15 protein-coding genes are annotated in these 22,679 nt (G+C 30.4%); all 15 read left to right on the forward strand.

Annotated elements, in window-relative coordinates:
* Positions 1–287 precede the first annotated feature (287 nt).
* Positions 288–1,283: a hypothetical protein gene (locus tag KJ971_01590; GenBank protein MBU1144536.1), complete on the forward strand. Its 996-nt coding sequence runs from the start codon at positions 288–290 to the stop codon at positions 1,281–1,283.
* A 137-nt stretch (positions 1,284–1,420) separates the two neighbouring features.
* Positions 1,421–2,089, forward strand: coding sequence for a hypothetical protein (locus KJ971_01595; protein MBU1144537.1), 669 nt, complete (start codon positions 1,421–1,423; stop codon positions 2,087–2,089).
* A 608-nt stretch (positions 2,090–2,697) separates the two neighbouring features.
* Positions 2,698–3,063, forward strand: coding sequence for a hypothetical protein (locus KJ971_01600; GenBank protein ID MBU1144538.1), 366 nt, complete (start codon positions 2,698–2,700; stop codon positions 3,061–3,063).
* Positions 3,064–3,324: 261 nt separating this feature from the next.
* Positions 3,325–3,786 (forward strand): hypothetical protein, encoded by a 462-nt coding sequence (locus KJ971_01605; GenBank protein MBU1144539.1) that lies wholly within the window; start codon positions 3,325–3,327, stop codon positions 3,784–3,786.
* Positions 3,779–4,849, forward strand: a complete 1,071-nt coding sequence (locus KJ971_01610; GenBank protein ID MBU1144540.1) for a WYL domain-containing protein — start codon at positions 3,779–3,781, stop codon at positions 4,847–4,849. The genes KJ971_01605 and KJ971_01610 overlap by 8 nt, the downstream gene beginning before the upstream one ends.
* 283 nt (positions 4,850–5,132) lie before the next feature.
* Positions 5,133–5,447, forward strand: coding sequence for a hypothetical protein (locus tag KJ971_01615; protein MBU1144541.1), 315 nt, complete (start codon positions 5,133–5,135; stop codon positions 5,445–5,447).
* A gap of 252 nt (positions 5,448–5,699) precedes the next feature.
* Entirely contained in the window at positions 5,700–7,409 is a 1,710-nt protein-coding gene (locus tag KJ971_01620) for a leucine-rich repeat domain-containing protein (protein MBU1144542.1), read from the forward strand.
* 604 nt (positions 7,410–8,013) lie between these two features.
* Positions 8,014–9,303 (forward strand): 4Fe-4S binding protein, encoded by a 1,290-nt coding sequence (locus tag KJ971_01625; GenBank protein MBU1144543.1) that lies wholly within the window; start codon positions 8,014–8,016, stop codon positions 9,301–9,303.
* Between the two features lie 211 nt (positions 9,304–9,514).
* The gene (locus KJ971_01630; GenBank protein MBU1144544.1) at positions 9,515–9,670 is read left to right on the forward strand and encodes a hypothetical protein; all 156 of its coding nucleotides are present in this window, start codon (positions 9,515–9,517) and stop codon (positions 9,668–9,670) included.
* Between the two features lie 48 nt (positions 9,671–9,718).
* Positions 9,719–12,763, forward strand: coding sequence for a DNA2/NAM7 family helicase (locus tag KJ971_01635; GenBank protein MBU1144545.1), 3,045 nt, complete (start codon positions 9,719–9,721; stop codon positions 12,761–12,763).
* Positions 12,764–13,407: 644 nt separating this feature from the next.
* Positions 13,408–17,199, forward strand: a complete 3,792-nt coding sequence (locus KJ971_01640) for a leucine-rich repeat protein (GenBank protein ID MBU1144546.1) — start codon at positions 13,408–13,410, stop codon at positions 17,197–17,199.
* A gap of 141 nt (positions 17,200–17,340) precedes the next feature.
* Positions 17,341–21,060: a DUF4011 domain-containing protein gene (locus tag KJ971_01645; GenBank protein MBU1144547.1), complete on the forward strand. Its 3,720-nt coding sequence runs from the start codon at positions 17,341–17,343 to the stop codon at positions 21,058–21,060.
* Between the two features lie 273 nt (positions 21,061–21,333).
* Positions 21,334–21,612: a GNAT family N-acetyltransferase gene (locus KJ971_01650; protein MBU1144548.1), complete on the forward strand. Its 279-nt coding sequence runs from the start codon at positions 21,334–21,336 to the stop codon at positions 21,610–21,612.
* A gap of 128 nt (positions 21,613–21,740) precedes the next feature.
* On the forward strand, positions 21,741–22,004 hold the full coding sequence (locus tag KJ971_01655; GenBank protein ID MBU1144549.1) for a type II toxin-antitoxin system Phd/YefM family antitoxin: 264 nt from the start codon (positions 21,741–21,743) through the stop codon (positions 22,002–22,004).
* Positions 21,994–22,305 carry a type II toxin-antitoxin system RelE/ParE family toxin gene (locus KJ971_01660; GenBank protein MBU1144550.1) on the forward strand — a complete coding sequence of 104 codons (312 nt, stop codon included), beginning with the start codon at positions 21,994–21,996 and terminating at the stop codon, positions 22,303–22,305. The genes KJ971_01655 and KJ971_01660 overlap by 11 nt, the downstream gene beginning before the upstream one ends.
* Positions 22,306–22,679 lie beyond the last annotated feature (374 nt).

Genomic DNA, 22,679 nt, shown 5'->3' on the forward strand with positions numbered 1-22,679 from the left:
ATGACATTGATTTTTCACTTGTTCAAGATAAGTTTTTTTCAATATTGCCATAACAAATTTCCATGTTGAGTATTAATAGTTTAGAGGCGAAAAAAATTATTCCGATAATGTATGTGAACGCCATCACCAACATACCTTTTGTAGGTCAAAGACTACCTTTTATATATCCTTTATAGGACATATTGTGGGTATGCCAATCACATGGCTAAAACCACAGTGAACGGCAATAGAAATAACATACTAAATTAATCAAGACTATATGAATTTTGGGAGGAGAATCAGTCAATATGGATGAAAAAGACATTAGTCATATTGAAGAAGTTCTTGGCTATACTTTTACGAATAAAGCATTATTGACTCAAGCGTTCACAAGAAGTGCTTTTTCGAGTGAGCCAGATAGACGTGATTCTGAAGTACTCGAATTTGTTGGAGATAGAGTTATCGAATATCAAATCACTAGAATCCTGGTTAATGGAACAATGTCTAGTGATAATCAAGGTCTAAATAGCAAGTATAATCCTGGTGAATTAACAATACTAAAGTCACTAATTGTTGAAAATGCCAATTTTGCTTCTGTTATGGAGGATTTTGGATTAGATCAATTTATTCCATTAGGTCAAAATGAAGTTATCCAAGAGTCTTTCAAGAGTGACCTACTAGAAAGTATTGTCGGCGCTATAGCTGTAGACTCATTTTTCAATGAAAATGAACTTTATGAAATAGTTGATTATTTATTGTCACCAAGAGCGTATTTACATCATAGTGGTTTTGACTCATTTTTGTATGTTAAAAGATGGTGCAAATTAAAAAAGGTTAAGGATTTAAATCATTCTATAAAACTCATTAAAAATGGTGGGGTCAAGTCTTATAGAGCGACAATAAAGTTTGGCGACTATGAGGTGGCAGGAACTTATGAAACTAAAATAGATTCGTTGTTTCAAATTGCCCTTTTGGCACATAAGAAAATACGAGAAAACAAAGAAGAGATTACGATTAAAGATTTTCTGCATGACTTAAATGAAAATAATGGCAAATCCAAACTAAACGAATTGAAAAGGTTAGGATTTTATAAAGAACTTGATATCAATGATGAAAAAACTTCAGATAACAAGTGGAAAATCACTTTTCAAATGGACGGCTTTTCAACATGGTACGTTGATGCTAATAAAAAGAAGGCAATGAAGATTTGCTCATTATTCTGTATAAACTCCTTATTATCACGTTCTTTTAGAATTGATTCATATATTAAGCCATTCCTAGTAAAACTCGGATACATGGAATAATCAGATATATTACAGAACACAAAAGAGGACTTTTATGATCTATGAAATCGGAGTAATCATTATCTTTATATTGATCATGTTAATACCAAATGCCGTTTATGTATTTATAGAACTCAGAAAGAAGAGAAAATTATCTCATGGCAAATAAAACATCCAATCCAAAACAATATAGATTAGTCCTAATCAAAAGATATGCTTTTGCAGCTATCAATCTTTATGGTGTCATTAAACTTGATGATTTCATATCAGTATGTAATAACTATGAAAATGAAACATTATCCAAAGAAGAAGCAATCCCTCTACTTGAACTATTATCAAGCATTGATGAGGTTGATTTATCATTTAGACAAAACATCCTTGCTAATGGGTATTTCTTCTTAGAAGAGAATAGGGACTTTAAAGAAGCAAAAGATCTTCTCATGATTCAATCCAATAAACCACGTTATTTGCCCTCTAAGGAAGAGTTTCTTAAATATGAAGATGATGACTACGTCGAACCTATGAAACCTCTCCTAGACCTAGAAAAATTCATTATAATAAATAAGTTAGTAGAGATTAAGAAACCAGAAGATATTAGATATGATGTATTAGAGATTCACGATCAAATCATATTAGGAAACCGTATGTCAGATTATATGAAATACATTAGACAAAGAGGTTACGAGTTTAAAGATGAAATCCAGGTCAATTTATTTGCTGGACTTGTTATGAACCTACATAATCAAACAAGAATGTATGATAATAATGGATTTACTCCTATAGAATTAAGAGAACTCTTTGAAGATAATAATGAACCAGTAAATTAATCATTTGATACCCCCCCGGTCAGTTTTTATCTGCAAATTCGTCACGACCGAGTGTCCCACATCTAAAATACGTGGCACCAGCTTTTGAAAATCATGATTTTGGGAATCAATTATATATCAATTTCTCCGACTATTTATATAGTTGGATTTTTTTATATAATTGCGCAAAATACACTGTCGATTTACACCTTAGTTAGGCCATATATAGAATTCATTAAGTTTCAGACACTTTCACCCCCTACACGCGCGTAGGTAAATATTATAAATAAAGTTGTTATATGATTCGATGTAAATAGCAATATGTTTGTTTGGAATAAAGCGCAGGAGGAAATGCAAGTCAAAATACCGATTATTTTAAGAGTAATAATTAAACTCTTAAAGTGAGTGGCACATATAACGAATTTAGTAGACTTGCAACAGTATAGATTGAATAAAATACATCTAATATGAACAAATAACATCACAATACATTGTAAAAAGGTCAATTATATGAACAAAATATAATTATTTGTTAACACTGTAGTTCACTTTTTAAGTATGAGATAATATAAGCGTGAAAGAGCATTAGTGCAATTTCAACAACAAAATAAAGTGAAGGGGTGTTATATATGACATTATTAAATTTAGATCAATATATTAAATCGTATATCCATAAATTAAAATTGGATAGGAAAATTAAAGGCGTTAATAACATGACATTTGAAATTAATCATTCCAAAAAGTCTCAATCTATCTATTTAAGTTTGTGTCTGCTCATCTGCAACAACAACTATACTAGAACAATAAGGATAAGCGATCATTTTCTTGACAATCAAAGCACAAGAAGTGATAAGTTTAAAGGCGTTTTATTGAGTCCAAATAAAAATATCAGTTCTGATAAGTTAAGAAGTCTTGAATCTTATATTTCTCAACAAATTACTAAATTACTAAGAGATGCACCTAGACATGCCATATACACATTTAAATCAAGTTAGAATAAATTCTTGAAATACTAGCTTCATACAAGTATTTAAACAATGAAAGGGGTGAAAAAAATGATAAATACATAATCGATTAATAAAAAGACATTCGGTATGAACATTAGAACTAACAAATATCTCATTTACCTATGAAAATATGAACATTTAAATAATTCATGCGGGTACTATTAATCAGAATTAAAATATGAGATAATGAAAGTGTAAAGAAGTTAAACCATTACTCTAACAAAAAAACAGATAAGAAAGAGGGAAAATATGAACCAATTTAACAATGGAAGAATAAACACAAGTAAGGTATATTATCTAAATGAAGAGAATAAACAAAAAGTAATCAACGAAAAAAATGTGGTTTATTCTGAAGATGGGAAGTACGTATTAATTTACACACAAGATGATTATGATTTTATGGAAAGATTTTGGGGCTTATATGATAAAGATGAATACTATAGAAACATGTCAATAGAGGATACTATTTATGATGAGTTTTTACATGAAGCAGATGTTGAACCATTTCTTCCAGATAGAACCAGGATCCACCAGCGTAAACTAGATTTAATGAATGAACAGGTTATATCCTTCGCCGGAAAATCAATATTTCCTGCTTGTATCATTAATAAGCAAAAAAGTCTTGTTGAGGGTTCTGATATCATCATTACCATTGGACATACTGATGAGCATTCATTAGTCATTAGTATAAAGGAGAACGAAAATGTCTAATAATTTCGGATTTATAATTAACGAAGAGAGTCGCCAGCACATCAATTTATCGACATATGCGATGAAAGTTATTGAAGCTGATATGATTCGTTTTAATGATGATTACGAGTTGAAAAATAAAAGCGGCTTTATAAACACTATTATTTCCAATTATTATGATGACTTTCCACTATCAAGATCAGTCGCTTTAAAACAAGTTGATGCCATTCGAAAAGCCATTCAAACGGATAATTTCAGCGACAAAGTCACTTATAAAATTATTGGTGAATTTACCGATGAAATTATGAAAAATATTATTAATGAATACGCTGAAAAGTATTCAAACGACATCCAGTTTAAATTAAAATTGAACAAAGAAAACAGATCTTTGTTAGTCAGTTTAGAAGATGCGAGCTATTTTGAAGCATATGCACCAAGATCTGGAATTGGGTATTACTTAAAAATAATACTAGAATCTTATGCTATTCAAACAAGAGAAGTAAGAGAAAGAATCTATTTTAAACAAACCATTGACAAAGTCGAAAGAGCCATTATCAATCATACAGTAATTTCGTATAAAGAAAACCAAACGGTTAAGAAATTATGCCCATATGCCATATACAAACCAACTGACAAAAATAGTTTAGAACTTATATATGGAATCCCTGATAAAAATACCGAAGGTGGTATTATCAATACAATCAAAATTAAATCACTTGCAATACAAGAATTAAGGGAATATAAAGAAAAATTTAAAGTTTTAGGAGATGAAGAGTTTTTAAAAAGATTTTTTAATGAGAAAGCAACTGTATCTGCAAAACCAACAGAGACCTTTATAATAAAGTTCACATATGGTGGCTTACAAAGATTCATTCATGAAGAAGATTCTTTACCAATCATTGGCATTCCAAATCCTAACAATAAATATCTATATACTTTTACAACAAACGAAACTCAAATCTTCCTTTATATATTTAAGTTTGGATTACAAGCTCAAATCATTACTCCCCTTGATGCAAGAGAACGATTTAAAAAATTATTTAAAGCATCCTATGAAGCTTATATGAGTGTTGATGAAAAATGATTTATATGATGAAAAAAAGAAAATTTTCACATCATGGAGTAAAAATATCATAAAATTACATCACTATATTTTATGATATGAATATTGCAAGAAAAACAGTCTACTTAGAATACATAATCATGTTATATGACAAAAAATGAATTAATTTTTATATTTATACAATCAAACTCATGAAGAAATAAAAAAATATTACTCAGAACTATGACGTGGATTAAATTGAGATTATTATACGTAACATACAGAAAAAAAATATAAAACTAACCAATAACAATAAAGGAGAATTATGAGCAATGCAACATTAAGATATAAACAAAAAAACGGAATTATTGGTCAAATGTACCATTTGAGCATTACTGAATTAAAAAATGAAAATGGGATGGAGTTTGAGTCAATATCGAATTATATGTGTAAAGAGACACAGATATTTAAAAATAACAATGTTGTTGAAACTATTTATAGTCATGTTACTAATGATATAAAAAAAGTCTTAATCAAAAGCATTGACAAAATATCAATGTTAGAAGATGGCGGTCAACTATATATAGAACTTTCAGTAGAAATTCTTCCCAAAACTAAGACTAAAGATAATAATCAATAATGTAAAGTTTGCTATATTTGGTCAAAACTGTTGAGTAATCTAGTATAGATTAAAAGACATTGAGTAAACATTATTATAGAAAATTTGTTAAAACAAACCACTGCACAAAAAGTACGAACGAACGAAAAACTATTGAAGCACATAGGTTCTTAGTTGATTGTTATGCCATTTATTTCATCATATCCGTTTTAAAAAACGACAATATTATATGTGTGTCAAAATTCATTTAAGATAAAAAGGAGAAATGGATGTATGGGTTGGAAAAGAAGGCCATCATTAAAAGAGAGAAATGCGATGCGTCAAAGCAAAAGAGATTATGAAGAAAGAGTACAAGCGAGACAAGAGACTCAAGATGCTTTTCCTAGATTTAAAGAAATATACGGATTTTATCCGAAAAGTCACATGCTTAAAGAATTTATAAAGTATGGCTCTAGTTATGAACCGTCTTATTTATGCGAAAATGAAAGACAAGAATATGAAACTGTTTTTATTGAAAAATATGGATATAAACCGCACATTTCAGACATAGAGAAAATGGATAAATTGAAAGAAGACTATAGACCTTTTTTATCAAGAGAAGAATATATTAACTATATACAAAAAAACAGTAATGAAGGAACAATTTCTAAATTATTTTATTTTAAAGCTAATGAGAGCAATGACGGATATTTTTTATCTGGTATCAAGTACAAGGCAGTTAAAAAATTTGATATCATAAATATACCAAACTTTTTTAATGAAAAACCAGTAGTTGGTATTTTGAATGAAGTATTCAAAGACAGTAAATGCAAAAGTTTAGAACTTGGAAATAATCTAAGATTTCTTGGAAAACGAAGTTTTTCAAGTTGTCAAGAATTAGAAGAGGTTATTGGATCAAGTGAAAGTTTAGAAATGATAGATGAGGAATCTTTTTGTAATTGCAAGAGACTTAAAAAAATTGAAGCGCTTATAAAACTAAAAGAAATAGGAAATAATGCATTCAATTATTGTAGTAATTTGGTTGAAATTGAATTTTTTCATAGTTTAAAAGAGGTAGGTTCAGGGGCTTTTCGCAACTGTGAATCTTTTAAAAAAATCACTTTTCCCGATAGTTTAGAGTCGATTGGTTCTGAAGCGTTCATGAATTGTACACAACTCGAATATGTTAAACTGCCTGAATCTATTGTTTCAATTAGTGATTCCATGTTTAAGAACTGTAAGAAACTTAAAAATATAATTATTCCAAGTGGGGTCACAAGTATTTTCAATGAAGCGTTCAGTGATTGTAAGGAATTACAAACAATAAACTTTCCGAAAACAATATCAAAAATAGGGTGTTATGCATTTCGTAATTGTAATTCGTTAACTACAGTGGTTTTACCAGAAAATATCAATGAAATCGAAGAAGGAGTCTTTATAAATTGTACTAGTTTAAAAGAATTACTGATTCCCAAAAATATTGTTTCAATTAGTTCACAATCATTTTGTAATTGCAAATCGTTAGCGGATTTAACATTTGAAAATTCTCAAACAGTATTAGATGAAGAAACTTTTAAATACTGTATTGTACAAACTGTGAAAATCAATTTGAAAAAAAGATTAGATTTGCATATATTTAATAATTTAGAATTTATTGAATATATTAAATTAGAAAAATTGACAGAGATTGATATAAATAAAATAGTAGGTTCTACCGCATTCCTAATCGAGGATTTCAGTGGTGATGATAAAAAATCATCATATAGAAAAGTTATATTGGAGAACGAACTTAATTCAATACTCAAAAATTTCCAAAATCAGCGAAAAGAGAATTATAGATACGAATGGGTTTCCCATCATACCGATCACGATACAATTGGTGGAATGACTGCTTACTTCGAATATTCTGAAAACGAAGTATCTACAGCTACTTTCAAGTATCATATTGCTAATTTTGAATTGAATAATAATTCTATTACAATGTCTATAATAGATAATATTTAGCAGAAAGGGTTCTATGTCAATAAAGTGCGCACATTATTTAGAATTTCTTTCTTTGAATTATCCACTTAATATGATGATTGCAAAGTGTTGCACATATGCACATGACTTTACATTAGTGAACTTACGGAGTCATTTATGATACAGAGATTGTTATATAAAAATTTGATTTGAATCTTAAAAAGAAGTGCGTCTCTAGGAGAAAACAGCCTAGTTACGCACTTTTCTATTCAAATCCCAGAATATCCCCATTTGAACCCATTTGTCGCCAATATGGATTTTCGTGAGCATTGTGCTGCTAATTTTAATGCCTCAGCATTATGTTGCACATATGGCACTTGTGATGGAATTTGAACTCTCGTTTAAAGATAACTTGGACGTATACCGTATAAATTAATTGTTTATAACAACAAATCGTATTTTTTTTAATGCGACCCGATTCACAACCATCAAAATGAACATAGAATTCAACAATTTTGGCGCTATCCTTATAAGGCAGTGCCTTTATTTGTTTAATATGCTAAAATAGGATACATATTACAAATGCAATCTATTGTGCATAGATTATAAGGCGACATATGAATTTTTATTTAAAGGACGTGTTAATATGGCTCACCATACAGCTAGAAGTGGATATAAGAAACTAACCGAAAGATTAGATCGTTTTCCACATGGAATTGTTGAATCAGAAACATTATATAAAATACTTGCTGTAATGTTTACAGAGGAAGAAGCTCGTCTTTTATCCATGTTACCTATTGGTGATTTTGGTATATCACTAGCACAGAAAAGATGGAATATATCAATTGAAGAAACAACTAAAATATTAGATGATATGGCTTCAAGAGCTGTCTTACTAGATATCCAAAAAGACAAAGAGACAAGATATTTACTACCACCACCTATGATAGGCTTTTTTGAGTTTTCAATGATGAGAATAGGAACTCATCAAGATCAAAAAGTACTGAGTGAATTATTCTATGAGTACTTATGTGTTGAAGATGAATTTGTGACTAGCTTAATGACACTTGATACTCCTCTTGGTAGAGCATTAGTAAGAGAAGAAGCGATAGAAGATAAAACACTTTATGTAATGGATTATGAGAAAACATCTGCAATTATTCATAATGCAAAACAAATAGGTGTTAGCACTTGTTACTGCCGCCACGTAAAAGAACATCTTGGTACAGTTTGTGATGCTCCTATGGAAACATGTCTTACGATTAGTAATACAGGTGATAGTTCTTTAATACGCCATGGATATGCAAGAGAGATTTCAAAAGAAGAAGCGTTAGACATCATCGTATTAGCAAAAAAACATAACTTAGTTCAATTCGCTGAAAATGTTCAAAATAATGTAAGTTTTATTTGCAATTGTTGTTCTTGTTGTTGCGAAGTCTTATCCAATGCTAAAAAACATGGATTTACCAATGCAATTAACTCCTCTAACTATATTTGTGAAATTAATGAGGAAAATTGTATTGGATGTAGTAAATGTGTTAAGGTTTGTCCAATGGACGCCATTTCTTTAGTAAGCACGAATATTGATGGTAAAAAGAAGATAGCAGTAGTAGACAAAGAAATGTGTATCGGATGCGGTGTATGTGATAGTTCATGTGCATTTGATGCACTTGAACTGATTCATAGAGAATCAAGAGTTTTTACACCCGTAAACTTAAATCAAAAGTTAATTCTTCAAGCGATAGAAACAAACAAACTACAACATCTAATCTTTAGAGATGAAGAAAAAATCAGTCACAGAGTACTAGCTTCTGTATTAGGAGTAATACTTAGATTACCTCCTGCAAAACAATTACTAGCTAGCAAACAATTAAAATCAAAGTACTTAAAAAAACAAATTGAAATATATAATAAAAAAAGCAAAGATGTGAAATAAAACTCATCTTTATCAGAAGTAAGGACTAAACATCATATTGAGAAAATAACAAGATAAATTTAAAATCTTTTTATTTTTTTTTGATAAGTTTATAAAGTTAACTTTTGTATATTCATTTTTGGTGATATACTGTAAACAAGAAATATAAGTATAATTAGAATTACTGATATTTATCTCATATATCGGATATTTTATAAAGAAAGGAGTAATTATGGCTATTAATAAAAAACAAACATCACCTCAAGTGGCATCAAAAGCATCAAAAGCTTTACTTGACGGAAGAACTAGCAAAAACACAAAATCAATTGCGGCTAGCGCATTATCACAAACAAAACCAAAACCCAAAAAAATAAAAAATAAATTTTGAAATCAACTATAATTTTTCTTGTTATACTTTTGAAAAGAGGCGTGAAATTTGAATGATATTGCTTTTAATATTTCAGAATCTATTAAACAAGCAAAATGGTTGTTAATTGAATATCAAAAAGAAGGTGAAAAAAGCACTTCTTTTTGGTGTGCCATTAAATCAATTGATGCAGAAAAAAGAATATTGCGAGTAGACGCATACAATATTAATAAACATAATGAAACACATAACGGACTTATTTATACACCTTTGCATTTTGAATACATCATAAAAGCAGAACTTCTTCAAAAAACGACTTATTCAAGACCGGCAGACCTTATTCGTTATATTGAAGCTAATCTTGCGAAACTAGATTGGCTTCATTATGATTTATATAATGATAATGTTTTAACATATCTAAAAGCTTGTGTCAAATATGATACTGAACCATATAAAAAGAACACAGATATGATTTCTGGAATTAACGATGATGAGATTATGAATGCTAAAATAAAAGGTAAATATACATTATCGCTTGAACAAATGGGTGAAATGGTAAGGAAAATTGAAAAATTGTCCAAACAAGACAAAAAGAAGTCACTCAAAGTAACCGACTTAGTAATGAATATGTTATCAATAGTAACGACAAGAGGCCTTTACGTTGTTGCATATAAACATCTTTCATTCAATCCTTCTGAAAGAAGTCTTATATTATCAGAAGAAACTGAGTTTAATGAAGAATTTTCTAATGATGAAAAAGGAACATACAAACATAGTCTCAAATCGTATTTAGATTTGCAAATTACTGAGTTTATGGATATTTACTCAAATTCCGCTGAAGAAGCAAGAAACGTTCTACAATCCGTGCTTAGACGAGGCGAACAAATCACAGACGAACCTATGATTTTTGATTTGGTTCGGAAATCAAATCAAAAATTATATCGTGATATTGATGCAATTGCAAAATTAAGAGAATCAGCGAATTTGCCTATTCCTATCAAAGCTTTTTTTGGAGGGATGACATCTAATTTAGAAACGGATAATATACGTAAGCGAGACATCGTTATATATAATGAATATGTCAATTTTGATCAATTAAGAGTGATTCATAATGCTCTCAATAATCCGATTACATATGTTCAAGGCCCTCCAGGAACTGGAAAAACCTCAAGTATTGTTAATTTATTAATTTCCTCATTCTTTAATAAGCAGACAGTGTTGGTTACATCAAATAATAATAAACCTATTGATGACATATATAAAAAAATTACAGAAGTCAAATATAAAGAAAGCCCTATTCCCTTTCCGGTGCTTCGACTAGGAAATGATGACAACGTTAGAAGAACAATATCAGAGATAAAAAAAATGATTGATGGATATTCAAATTATTTAGTGAGTGATGCAAATCTTGCAAAACATGAATTGAGAAATAAAGGTAATTTTTCCAAAATAAATAACTTAATTGATGAATATGAGAAGAAAATTGATTTAGAAGAAGAAATAATAACCCTAGAAAGCTTTCTCAACGGATTTGGGAATAATTTCCACACTCAGACATCAATTCCAGCAGAACTAGATGTTAAGAAAAACAATCTTAAGAAGATGGAAAACAAATCCGAATCAGAAATACTTGAAAACATAATTATTGCTGATAACACGTTTTTTATCTGGCTCTATTTTACATCGGTAAAATACATAAAAAAACTAAAAACGCCAATTTATGAAGATTTTATGAAAATTATTTATGAGAAAGACATTGAGAAACAAGTAAAAGAATTTAATAAATATACCTCTATATCAGACAATATGAAAAAATTATTATCTGTATTTCCAATTATACTTTCAACAAATCAATCAGCATACAGATTAGGAGAACCTGAACCGATTTTTGATTTAGTAATTATTGATGAAGCAGGTCAATGTTCAATAGGATATTCATTACTACCTATTATTAGAGGATACAGATTACTACTTGTAGGAGACCACAATCAATTACAACCAGTTATTTCGTTAAGCCAAGGAGCGAATAAAAAATTAATGCAATATTACCATATAAATCCATCTTATAATTATAACGACCACTCTATTCTTAAAACAATGCAAGAAATGGACTCTTTTTCAAAATTTATTTTACTTAGAACACATTATAGATGCAGGAAAGAGATTGTAGATTTTTGCAATATGAAGTATTATGATAACGAATTAATCATTAAGAACAAGAACATTTGTGATTATTCAGCATTGGGATATTTAGATATCAAACAAGATGACAATCCACATCCTTTAGAAAGAAATGTATCAAAAGCTGAAGTTGAAGCTATCATTTCAGATATTAAGGAGAATAATTATAAAGATATTGGAATTGTTACTCCGTTTAGGAATCAAGCAGAATATCTAAAGGAAGCATTTTCTAAAGAAGAAACTCTTAAAAACGTAACTATTGGAACAGTTCACACTTTTCAAGGGGATGAAAAAGAAGCAATCTATCTATCGGCAGCAATTAATAAGCACAGTTTGAACAGGACTTATAATTGGCTAAAGAACAATCATGAATTAATCAATGTCGCCGTGACAAGAGCAAAAGACAGATTTGTATTCGTAGGAGACATTAATGATATTAAACGCAGATCAGATGGAACAGACGCCTTCTTTGAATTAATGAATTATGTTGTTCATAAAGGTAGTGAAGTGGAAATCTCAAAAATTGAAAATAGTTTAAATCATGCAAATTACAAACAATACAATTCAAAAAAGGAAAAAGAGTTATTTAAAGTAATTAATCACTTGCTAGAAATAGAAGTGAATTACAAAGTTGAAAAGCAAGTTAAAATCTCATCTGTTTTGTCAAAGTTTAATTCTAATGAATTATTTGATTTTGGGAAAACAGGAGTATTTGATTTCGTTGTTTTTAAAAAAGGAATAAATGATATTCCTGTTTTTGCGATTGAGTTAAATGGGAACGAACACGAAACAGATCCAATAGTCATAGAAAGAGATTTAAAAAAACAAAAGATATGCGACGATAACAATTTGAAACTTGAAAAAATAGGCAATGATTATTCTAGAAGATATCACTATATTAAAAACATATTAGAGAAAATACTTTCAACTTAAAAATTTAATTTTTATGAAGATTATAAATATACCATATTTGAGAATAGAGTGCTATACATAATTGAGACTAGTGAAAGTAAAAACAATATACTTGATGGGTTCAACTGTTGGCAGAATTCCTTTTACTATAAATACCCTACAACTGTACGTTGAATTGATATATAATGTAGTATAAAGAAGAGGGTTCAAATTTCTTAAAAAGCATCCCTATAAAAGACAATTATTAGCAACTAAATTTCATGCTCTAATTTTTCCCCCATAAATACCACTGTTTTAGAATAGAAAACTCTATATTTTCGTTTGTTTTTTGATTATCGGAAGAATGCGCCATGATAAATGAACAGTCTTTGGAATTATTTTTTGTTTTCGTTATAATTGGTAAATGGTTAATTCAAAATACAACTAAATATAATAAAAATCACAATAAAAAATTGTGATTTTTTAAAATGAACATGATTGATTGTGCTTTTTTATTGTAATATAATTAATTCACAATCTTGTATGAATTAATATTATTCATGCATATACAACTTCATATTCTAAAACCAAACATTCAAATGTAGGTAGAATAAGAACATTACATATTATTTTATTTTTTTTATCGGAGGAAAATAATGAAATGAAATGTTTTTTTTGTTTTTGTATTGGTTTTTTCAGTTTGCTTTCTTAGTGGGTGCGATTTATTTTCCCCATCGACAACAACGACTACAACTGCAACTATAACTTCAACAACGACTACAACAACGTCTCTTTCAACGACAACTACCGTTCCTTCCACTCCACAATTACAAAATTATGCAACCATTGTATTTCATTCCAATGGTGGAAGCAGTGTAGATTCCATTATTCAACCATCAGGAACTGGATTATCAGAACCCTCAAATCCTATTAAGGATGGGTATCAGTTTGATGGATGGTACACTGATGTTGCTTTGACAAATCAGTATGTATTTTCTATTATGCCTTCAGGAGATATTGATCTTTATGCTTCTTGGAGCGTCATTATAGTACAAGACTCAACAGATGATTATATTTTCATGTTAAACGCAAATAATCAATATGTTGTTGCAGCTTATGTTGGAACAAAGACAGAATTAATCATTCCATCAAGTTATTTAGGCATTCCTGTAGTAGGAATTCGCCAACTCGCTTTTTATCGCCACTCAGATATCACACAAATCAGTATTCCAGATTGTATTATTGAAATTCAAAGTGGTGCATTTTATCAGACATCTATTACAAATCTTATCATTTCTGAATTTGTCACGACCATTCAAAATGATGCATTTTATGGAATGGATGAACTTGAGACTATTTCGGTTTCAAATCAAAATCCAAACTATATATCAATTGATAATATCTTGTTTTCAAAAGACATGACAACGTTAATTAAATATGCTCCTAAGAAAACATCTATAAGTTATGAAATTCCAAATTCTGTGGAGATCATTGCCACTGGAGCATTTGAAAATGCTACAACGTTAATTCAAGTAACCTTTGAACCAACAAGCCAAATATCAGAAATTCAGAGTAATACTTTTGCTGGAATGACCAGTCTAACCAGTATAATCATCCCTTCTAGTGTGACGAAAATTGGATTTAGTGCTTTTTCAGAAGATAGCGCTCTTTCGTCAGTTGTTTTTGAAACTGGTTCTCTTTTATCAATGATTGATGTAGCTGCCTTTTCAGATAACTCATCGTTGACAACCCTTCATTTTCCAAGTGGTGTCAACTATTTTGGCTTTGGAGCGTTTACAGGAACTACCTCTTTAAGTTCCATTACAGTGGATGCATCAAATACCACTTTTACATCACTAGATGGCGTATTGTTTTTAAAAGATATGACGGGGCTATGTTATTATCCCGAAGGAAAGAGTGAGTCAAGTTATGTCATTCCAAGTCAAGTAACATCGATTCGGTTTATGGCTTTTGAAAACTCACCTTCCGCTTCACTTAAAACGATTTCTTTTTCACCGGCCTCATTAATTACTGAGATTAGTTACGCAGCTTTTTCAGGGTCAGAATCGGTTGAGAATGTCATTATTCCTAATACGGTAACTACGATTAAAGAAGAAGCGTTTTATGGAATGACTAACTTATCAGAAATTGTCATTCCAAGTTCAGTAACATCGATTGAAATTTCAGCCTTTGAAAAGACAACATCATTAGCTTCTGTAACGTTTTCACCTGGAAGTCAATTAACGTCAATAGGAACCAATGCCTTTTATGGAGCTTCCGCGCTTACCTCTATTGTGATTCCTTCAAGTGTTAATTCGATTGCTAGGGTTTTCCTCAACGCCACTTCACTTGAGACAATTGTGGTTGATCCACTGAATCTCTCGTATTCGTCGCTTGATGGTGTGCTTTATAATTACGATAAATCAACGCTTATTACGTACCCTGAAGGTAAAACAGATACCAGTTTTACCGTTCCTTCTACCGTAAGTCGAATTAATGAATTTGCATTTTATCATGCAATTTACTTAGAAAATATTGATTTTGAATTTGGATGCATCTTAACAGGAATTGGTAATTACGCTTTTTATAAAGCGAGTGCATTACAAAGTATTTTCATTCAATCAACCGTTACAGAAATGGGATACAATGCATTTGATGATGCAAGTTCAATTAAAATTAATGTACAGGCAGCCAGTCAACCTTTAACATGGGCATCATCTTGGAATATTGATCAATATGATGTTGAATGGAATTATAGTTCTGGCATTACATCAACCATAACCTTTGAAGTAAATGGAGGACTATTGATTAATCCAATTACTCAAGATGTAGGAACGGTTCTTGATCGTCCATCTGAACCAATTAAGGATGGATGCAGATTTATGGGTTGGTATGAAGATTCTACTTTTGGAGTACAATTTTCTTTTTCTGTTATGCCTTTACAAGACATTACAATCTATGCCAAGTGGGAATTGAATCAATACGTTCTTGAATTTATAGATTTAGATGGAAATGTCATTCAATCAACAAATTACGATTTTGGGCAAAGTTTAGCACTACATGAAAATCCAAGTTATCCACCAAAATTAGGATACTCCTTTAGTGGATGGGATCAAAGTTTGCCTTTAACTATGCCTGCTGAAGATGTGCTCATTTATCCAACTTACACTATCAATCAATATACCATTTCATTTGATGAAAATGATGGTAGTTTAGTTCTAGATATTACACAAGATTATAAAACTCCTACCACTAAACCAGAAGACCCTGTTAGAACAGGCTATGTTTTTTTTGGCTGGGGAATTACAGAAGGACAAATAACAACCTATACATTCACTACGATGCCAGCGGAAGATATTACGTTATATGCAATCTGGAGATTGCTAGTCGCAGATGATCCTATCTATTACAACTTTTCACTTTTAGGAGATGGCACTTATCAGATAACAGCATATAAAGGATCCTTTGCTGTACCAATCATTCCGTCAACCTATTTAGGAATACCTGTGACAAGCATTGGATACTGTGCATTCTTCCAAAACTCAAACATAACAAAGGTTGTATTTTTAGATGACAGTCAGTTGACTCGTATCGAAACCCAAGCATTTTTAGAATGCACCAATTTAACAAGTTTTATCATTCCTTCGACTGTGATTTATATTGGGGCGAATGCATTTGGAAGTTGTAGTAACTTACCAAGCATTATCATTCCTTCAAGCGTGCTTTACATTGATGAGTACGTATTTCAAACTTGCATTGGATTGACTTCAATTACGGTTGACGCGGCAAATCCAAATTACTCATCTGAAAACGGAGTGCTATTTAACAAGGATCAATCTATGGTTATATACTATCCTTCAAACAAAGCAGAGCTTACCTATACAATTCCATCAAGCGTTACCACCATTAATGAAAATGCATTTAGAAATGCCATTCATTTAACAAGTGTTACGATTCATGAGAATGTGACAAGCATTGGTTTGGATTCATTTGCTAATTGCTCAAGCTTAACGAGTATTACAGTTGACGGAGCAAATCCTAATTATTCATCTGAAAACGGTGTTTTGTTTAACAAACAAAAAACAATAATTATGATCTATCCTAAAGGAAAAACAGAAACATCATATGTCATTCCTTCAAGTGTCACGAGTATCGAAGATTATGCGTTTTATTCTTGTGAGAATTTAACGACTGTAACGATTCCTGATGGTGTGGAAAGCATTGGCTTTCTTTCATTTGCTTTTTGCAACGGGTTAACGAATCTTACTTTTCCTTCAAATCTGATAAGCATCAGCAATCTTGCATTTTTAGATTGCGTCAATTTAGTCAGTATTACAATTCCTTTGAGTGTGACGAGTATTGGAGCCTATGCATTTGATAATTGCGATAGTTTAACCATTCATGTTGAGGCAACTACTCTACCAAGTGGATGGTCTTTTGATTGGAACCCTGACATTTGTCCTGTAATTTGGGGATAAGAAAATAAGGCGACAATCAATACAGTATCTATTATTTAAATCCAATTCGTGTACGAATTGGATTTTTATATGAGAAAGTTTTTAATTTGCTATTTGACACAATAGTGATAAACTATATGTAGCATTAGTTGAGGTGTAAATATGGCACTGAAAAAAAATAGATTGTTGGAGTCTCTTGATTTACTAAGAGATCAAATCAAAGAAGAAGAGAACCTACGCACAGGGAAAACGCCCATGGTATGTACGGATAATGTACTTGAAGAAATATCGAAGAAAAAGCCACTTAAAGTAAGTGATTTTTTAGCAATATCTGGTATTGGGAATGCTTTTATGGATGAATACTCCATGCGCTTTTTACAAGTGATTCTTAAATACCAAAACGAATCAGTAAAAGAAGTTCTAGTTTCGAAAAGTGCATTTAAAGTATTAGATCACTATAAAGATCGTTTAACCAATATTTCAAGACGAAACCCAAACTTATACATGGGAAAGATCACTAAAAAAAATAGTTTTGATTTATCTTTGTTAGATAACAAGTCTGAATTAATTGAATTTTTGACAACTAAGCGTGTTTCAACACTTAGGTTAATGATTCAACCCACTTCAAACCAAGATGCTTTAGAGAGTCATATTACAACGTTATATAGAGAAACAAACATGAGTGAAAAAGAAACAGGATCTTATGATTTGTATATTGCTTATCCTTATATTGAAGGTGTTTTTAAACAAGATGATTTCGCTATTAAAGCACCTTTACTCTATTTCCCTGTAAAACTTACGAGAAACAAAAGAGAATTCTCCATTAAAAAGGATAAAGACAAAGACATCATTTTTAACCGGGATTTATTACTAGCGACGTCAAAAATGGAAAAAAATGATGTCGACTCAAACGCACCATTTATTCCTTCGTTTAGCCAAGAAATCTTGAAAGACGTTGTCATTCCCTATTATAGTAGTAATGGAATAAATATTAAAGATACAAAAACAAGCTTTATGTATTGTCCTTATAAAAACGAACAAAAAGACGACTTCACAAAACATCGTAGGAAAGGTGTTTTTGAAGTAAAGGAATATATTACGCTTGGAAAGTATAAACTCTACTCCTCTATGATACAAAAAGATATGAGTTTCATCCTGGATTCAAATAAATACAACGATCTTTTGAGTGGCTTAATCGATGAAACAAATTTATATACCAAAGAAAAAGATGTCAACTATCGAATCGCAAACGATCCAGTAGATGAATCAAGATTATCTTATATCAATGATATGAATTATGCACAGGAAAAAGTCATTGATCTTGTAAATAAAGAACAAAAACTAGTCATCTGGGGACCTCCGGGAACTGGCAAAAGTCAGACAATAACTAGCTTAATTGCCGCAAGCATTTTAAAGGGCGAAAATGTACTCGTTGTAAGTGAAAAGAAAGTAGCTTTAGACGTCATTTACTCAAGATTAAAAAGCGCTTCTAAATATGCTCTATTTATCGATGATTCAGAAAACAAACAAGACTTTTACCAAAAACTAAAAGAATTTATAAACCCAACCCCTCCTCAACGGACCATAAACAATGATGTATTCAAGCTAGAAGAAGAAATCAATGAAATATTAGAAACACTAGATAAATCCATTGATTTGCTTTATAACCAAAGTATTCAGGATGTTCCAATTCATAAGTTATATACAAGATATGTAAAAGATAAAGATGTGATAAACGATCTCACTCCTAAGAAAGTTCATCAGATGTTTAAACATGTTTTTGTAAAACCAGTATTTAAGGAATTAATATCAATTGAAAATACGTTTGATAAATACAATCATTTAAAAGATTATATGGCGTTTGAGAAAATAAGTCATGATTATCCACTTCTTTTTAAACTTGAAACAAAAATAAGTAGAAGTAATAAAATTGAATTCGAACAGTTCAATGCCGATTATTTGATTTATAAAGAAAAACATCAAAAAGCATGGTTCTTTACAAAAAGAGCTTTGAAAAGAAAGTTTTTACAAAACAATGAAAAAAGGATTTTTTTCTTAACGAAGAAAAAATCCTATAACCGAAAATATTTTAGAATGTTATTAACCGATGGAACATTTCATGAATATGTGAGTGAAAATTTAAATAATCTCGATAAATTAAAAACCAAACACGAACTACTAACAGAAAACGAAGTGAAATTCCTTGACATGCTTCTTCATCACCCTGCAGTAAAAGATATCGCAGATATTGCAAAACATCGTCACTACCTCTTTGATGCGTTTTTCACAGGGTATTTAGAAGACTTCAAGGCGAAAAATCAAAAGTATTTATATATCTTAGAAAAATACCAAGAAAAAGTGGAAGAACTGAATCGTTTAATGGAAGAAAAGAAACATGTAACCATTGAATCGTTTGAAATGGAATTGTTTAAATATGCACTTAATTTTTCGAATACAAAACGAATTATGGATATTAAGCGTATGTTAGATAGTGCTCGTAAATTAAGTATTAAATCCTTTATAGATAAATATCAATTAGAACTAATGAATCATATTCGAATTTGGATGATGACTCCAGAAGTCGTAAGTGCCATTGTTCCTTTGGTTTATGGAATGTTTGATTTAGTTATTTTTGATGAAGCATCACAAATGTATGTTGAAAAAGGAATTCCTGCAATTTATCGTGCTAAAAAAGTTGTGATTGCAGGAGATACAAAGCAACTTAGACCTTCCTCTTTAGGAATTGGTCGTTTAGAAGATGAGGATGAACTCTTTGAAGAGGAAGACTTAAAAGATATTTCAATGGACGCAAAAAGTTTACTGGATTTGGCTCGTTATAAATACAATGAAACCATTTTAAATTATCATTATCGCTCCACTTATGAAGAATTAATCGCTTTTTCGAATTATGCTTTTTATGAGGGGAAACTGATTGTTTCTCCAAATCAAACACAAAGTAAAAAACCACCGATTGAATATGTTTATGTGAAAGATGGTATCTTTGATAACAGAAGAAATGTAGAAGAAGCAAAAGCGGTTATTAAACTGTTACGAAAAATCTTTAAAGAACGTGAAAACAATGAAACGATCGGCGTTATCACCTTTAATAGTACTCAAAGAGATTTGATTGAAAATTATATTGATGATGAATTGTTAAAACAAGGATCCTATCAAAGACAATTTGAAAATGAACTTTTCAGAATGGAAGACAAAGAAGATAAAAGCTTATTTGTCAAAAACATCGAAAATGTTCAAGGAGATGAAAGAGATATTATTATTTTCTCCATGGGGTATGCAAGAGATATTTATGGTTTTGTAAGAAGAAGATTTGGCTGGCTTAACAATGATGGAGGGCAAAACCGGTTAAACGTTGCCATCAGTAGAGCCAAACAAAAAATCTATTTTGTTTCTTCGTTATTTCCAGAAGAATTAAAAGTAGATGACCTAAAAAGTACTGGACCAAAAATGCTTAAAGATTACATGAGGTATTGTTACTATATCTCAAATAAGAAACCTGAATTAGCAAGAGAAGTTCTAAATCAATTGCATTCTGAAAGTTCTAATAATGCAGGAGAAATCTTATCGGATTTAGTACTAGATATCAAACAACGATTGGAACGAAACAACTATACAGTAAAGACGTCCATAGGAATTGGCAAATATAGTATTAGTTTAGCGGTATACGATAAAGAGACTTTATCGTATAAACTTGGAATCATTTGTGATGTTGATGAAGTAAAAACTGCAAACTCTAGAAGAGATTTAGTGCATCAAGAAAAATATTTAAAAGCAAGAAACTGGAAATTATATAGAGTTTTTGCTTCTAATTGGTATACAGACCCATTAAAAGAAATGAGAAACATTAGAGACTTAATAAAGTAATAAAGTTAAAGAATCAATCAATTTAAAATACACAAAATAAATCATAGATAATTAATGGAATGATAAGATGTTAGTAACCACAAAGCTTTTTTTGTGTTTACTAACATCTTTTTCTTTATCTATGATAATTCTATCGTAAATAAAACAGTAAAGAAGTGGATTTGGATAAAATTAATGATAACTTGATACGACGAATTAATGTTCAAGGGATTAGAACGACTATGCACTTCGAACTTTGTTATTTAAATGGCATGTGTGTAGGAATTGTAAATTATGCTGTTGATTTTCGGAGGAATTCAAGGGATAATTGATCCTGGGTATGGTTATATTATGGGTTTTTATATCATCCCTGAACAAAGAAGAAAGGGGTTCGGTAGAACAGGTTTCAATTATATTGAATCTGTATTGAAAACTGATAGTGCTAATTTTATTTATTTAACCCCCGATTCTATAACGGGGGTTCGCTTTTGGAAAGCAATTAGATTTTCAGACAGTGGGAAGGTTGATCCAGATGACTATTTGCCGATATACATTAAAGAATTGTTGATATAAAATGAAAATATTAAGCATCTGGAGGTACTCAATCAATTCACAACAAATTTTTAAAATTTCAAAAATCGCTATTGAGTTTGCCGTAATTATGGTATAATAAAGCCACAATAAATAAAGGGGGATGTAATATGCCACGTATTATACCGATTAGAGAACTCAAGAATACTGCCACTATTTCAAAGTATGTTGAAGAAAGCAACGAACCTGTATTTGTAACTAAAAACGGATATGGTTCTATGGTCATTATGAGTATAGAAGTCTACGAGAGAGAAATTGCTAAGAATCAAGTAATTGAGTTGATAAATGATTCCTTAAAGGACATAAATCATAACTCTAGAAAAGTTGATGGGCCAATGTTTATCAACGAAATGAAATCGAAGTATGGTAAATAATTACATACTTTTTCCGAAAGCAAATGATGATCTTGAGAATATCATTCGCTACGTCTCAATTGAATTAACTAATCCCGAGGCAGCAATGAATTTGATTTTAAGGTTTGAGAAAAAATTCAATGAACTATCACAATTTCCACAAGCATATCCCACTATGGAAAACGAACAGCTAATCATCAAAAATCTAAGAAAATGTGTTGTAGATAATTTTCTAGTTATTTATCTGCATAATGAAGTTCTAAACTTGATTGAAATAGTTAGAGTTATCTATGCTAGACAGGATTATATTGAAGAATTATAATAAGCCACACTTAAAAAAGTTATAGCGAGGCCTACCACAAGAAATTGGAACTTATGAGATAAATCTTATAACAAAAGCCCTTTTGGGCTTTTTCTTTTGGTTAATTTATGACCTGTAATTTATACTAATGTATGATATAATATAAATAACAGATAAGAGAAAATTGAAGTTGCGTTCAAATTTCTGTAATATTAGGTTTATTCTAAATGAACCTAATTTGTTATTTAAAGATGTAAGCAACCGGTAAGTATGTCAAGAGGTAAAAATAAAAAAAATCACTAATAAGTGATTAAAATCTCATCATCAAGACATACTTAAAAAAGGTTAAATTGGATTTGAAGATATTCAGATATTACTTATAGAGTCTATTGGTA

Source organism: Bacillota bacterium, assembly GCA_018818595.1.
Lineage (GTDB): Bacteria > Bacillota_I > Bacilli_A > Izemoplasmatales > Hujiaoplasmataceae > JAHIRM01.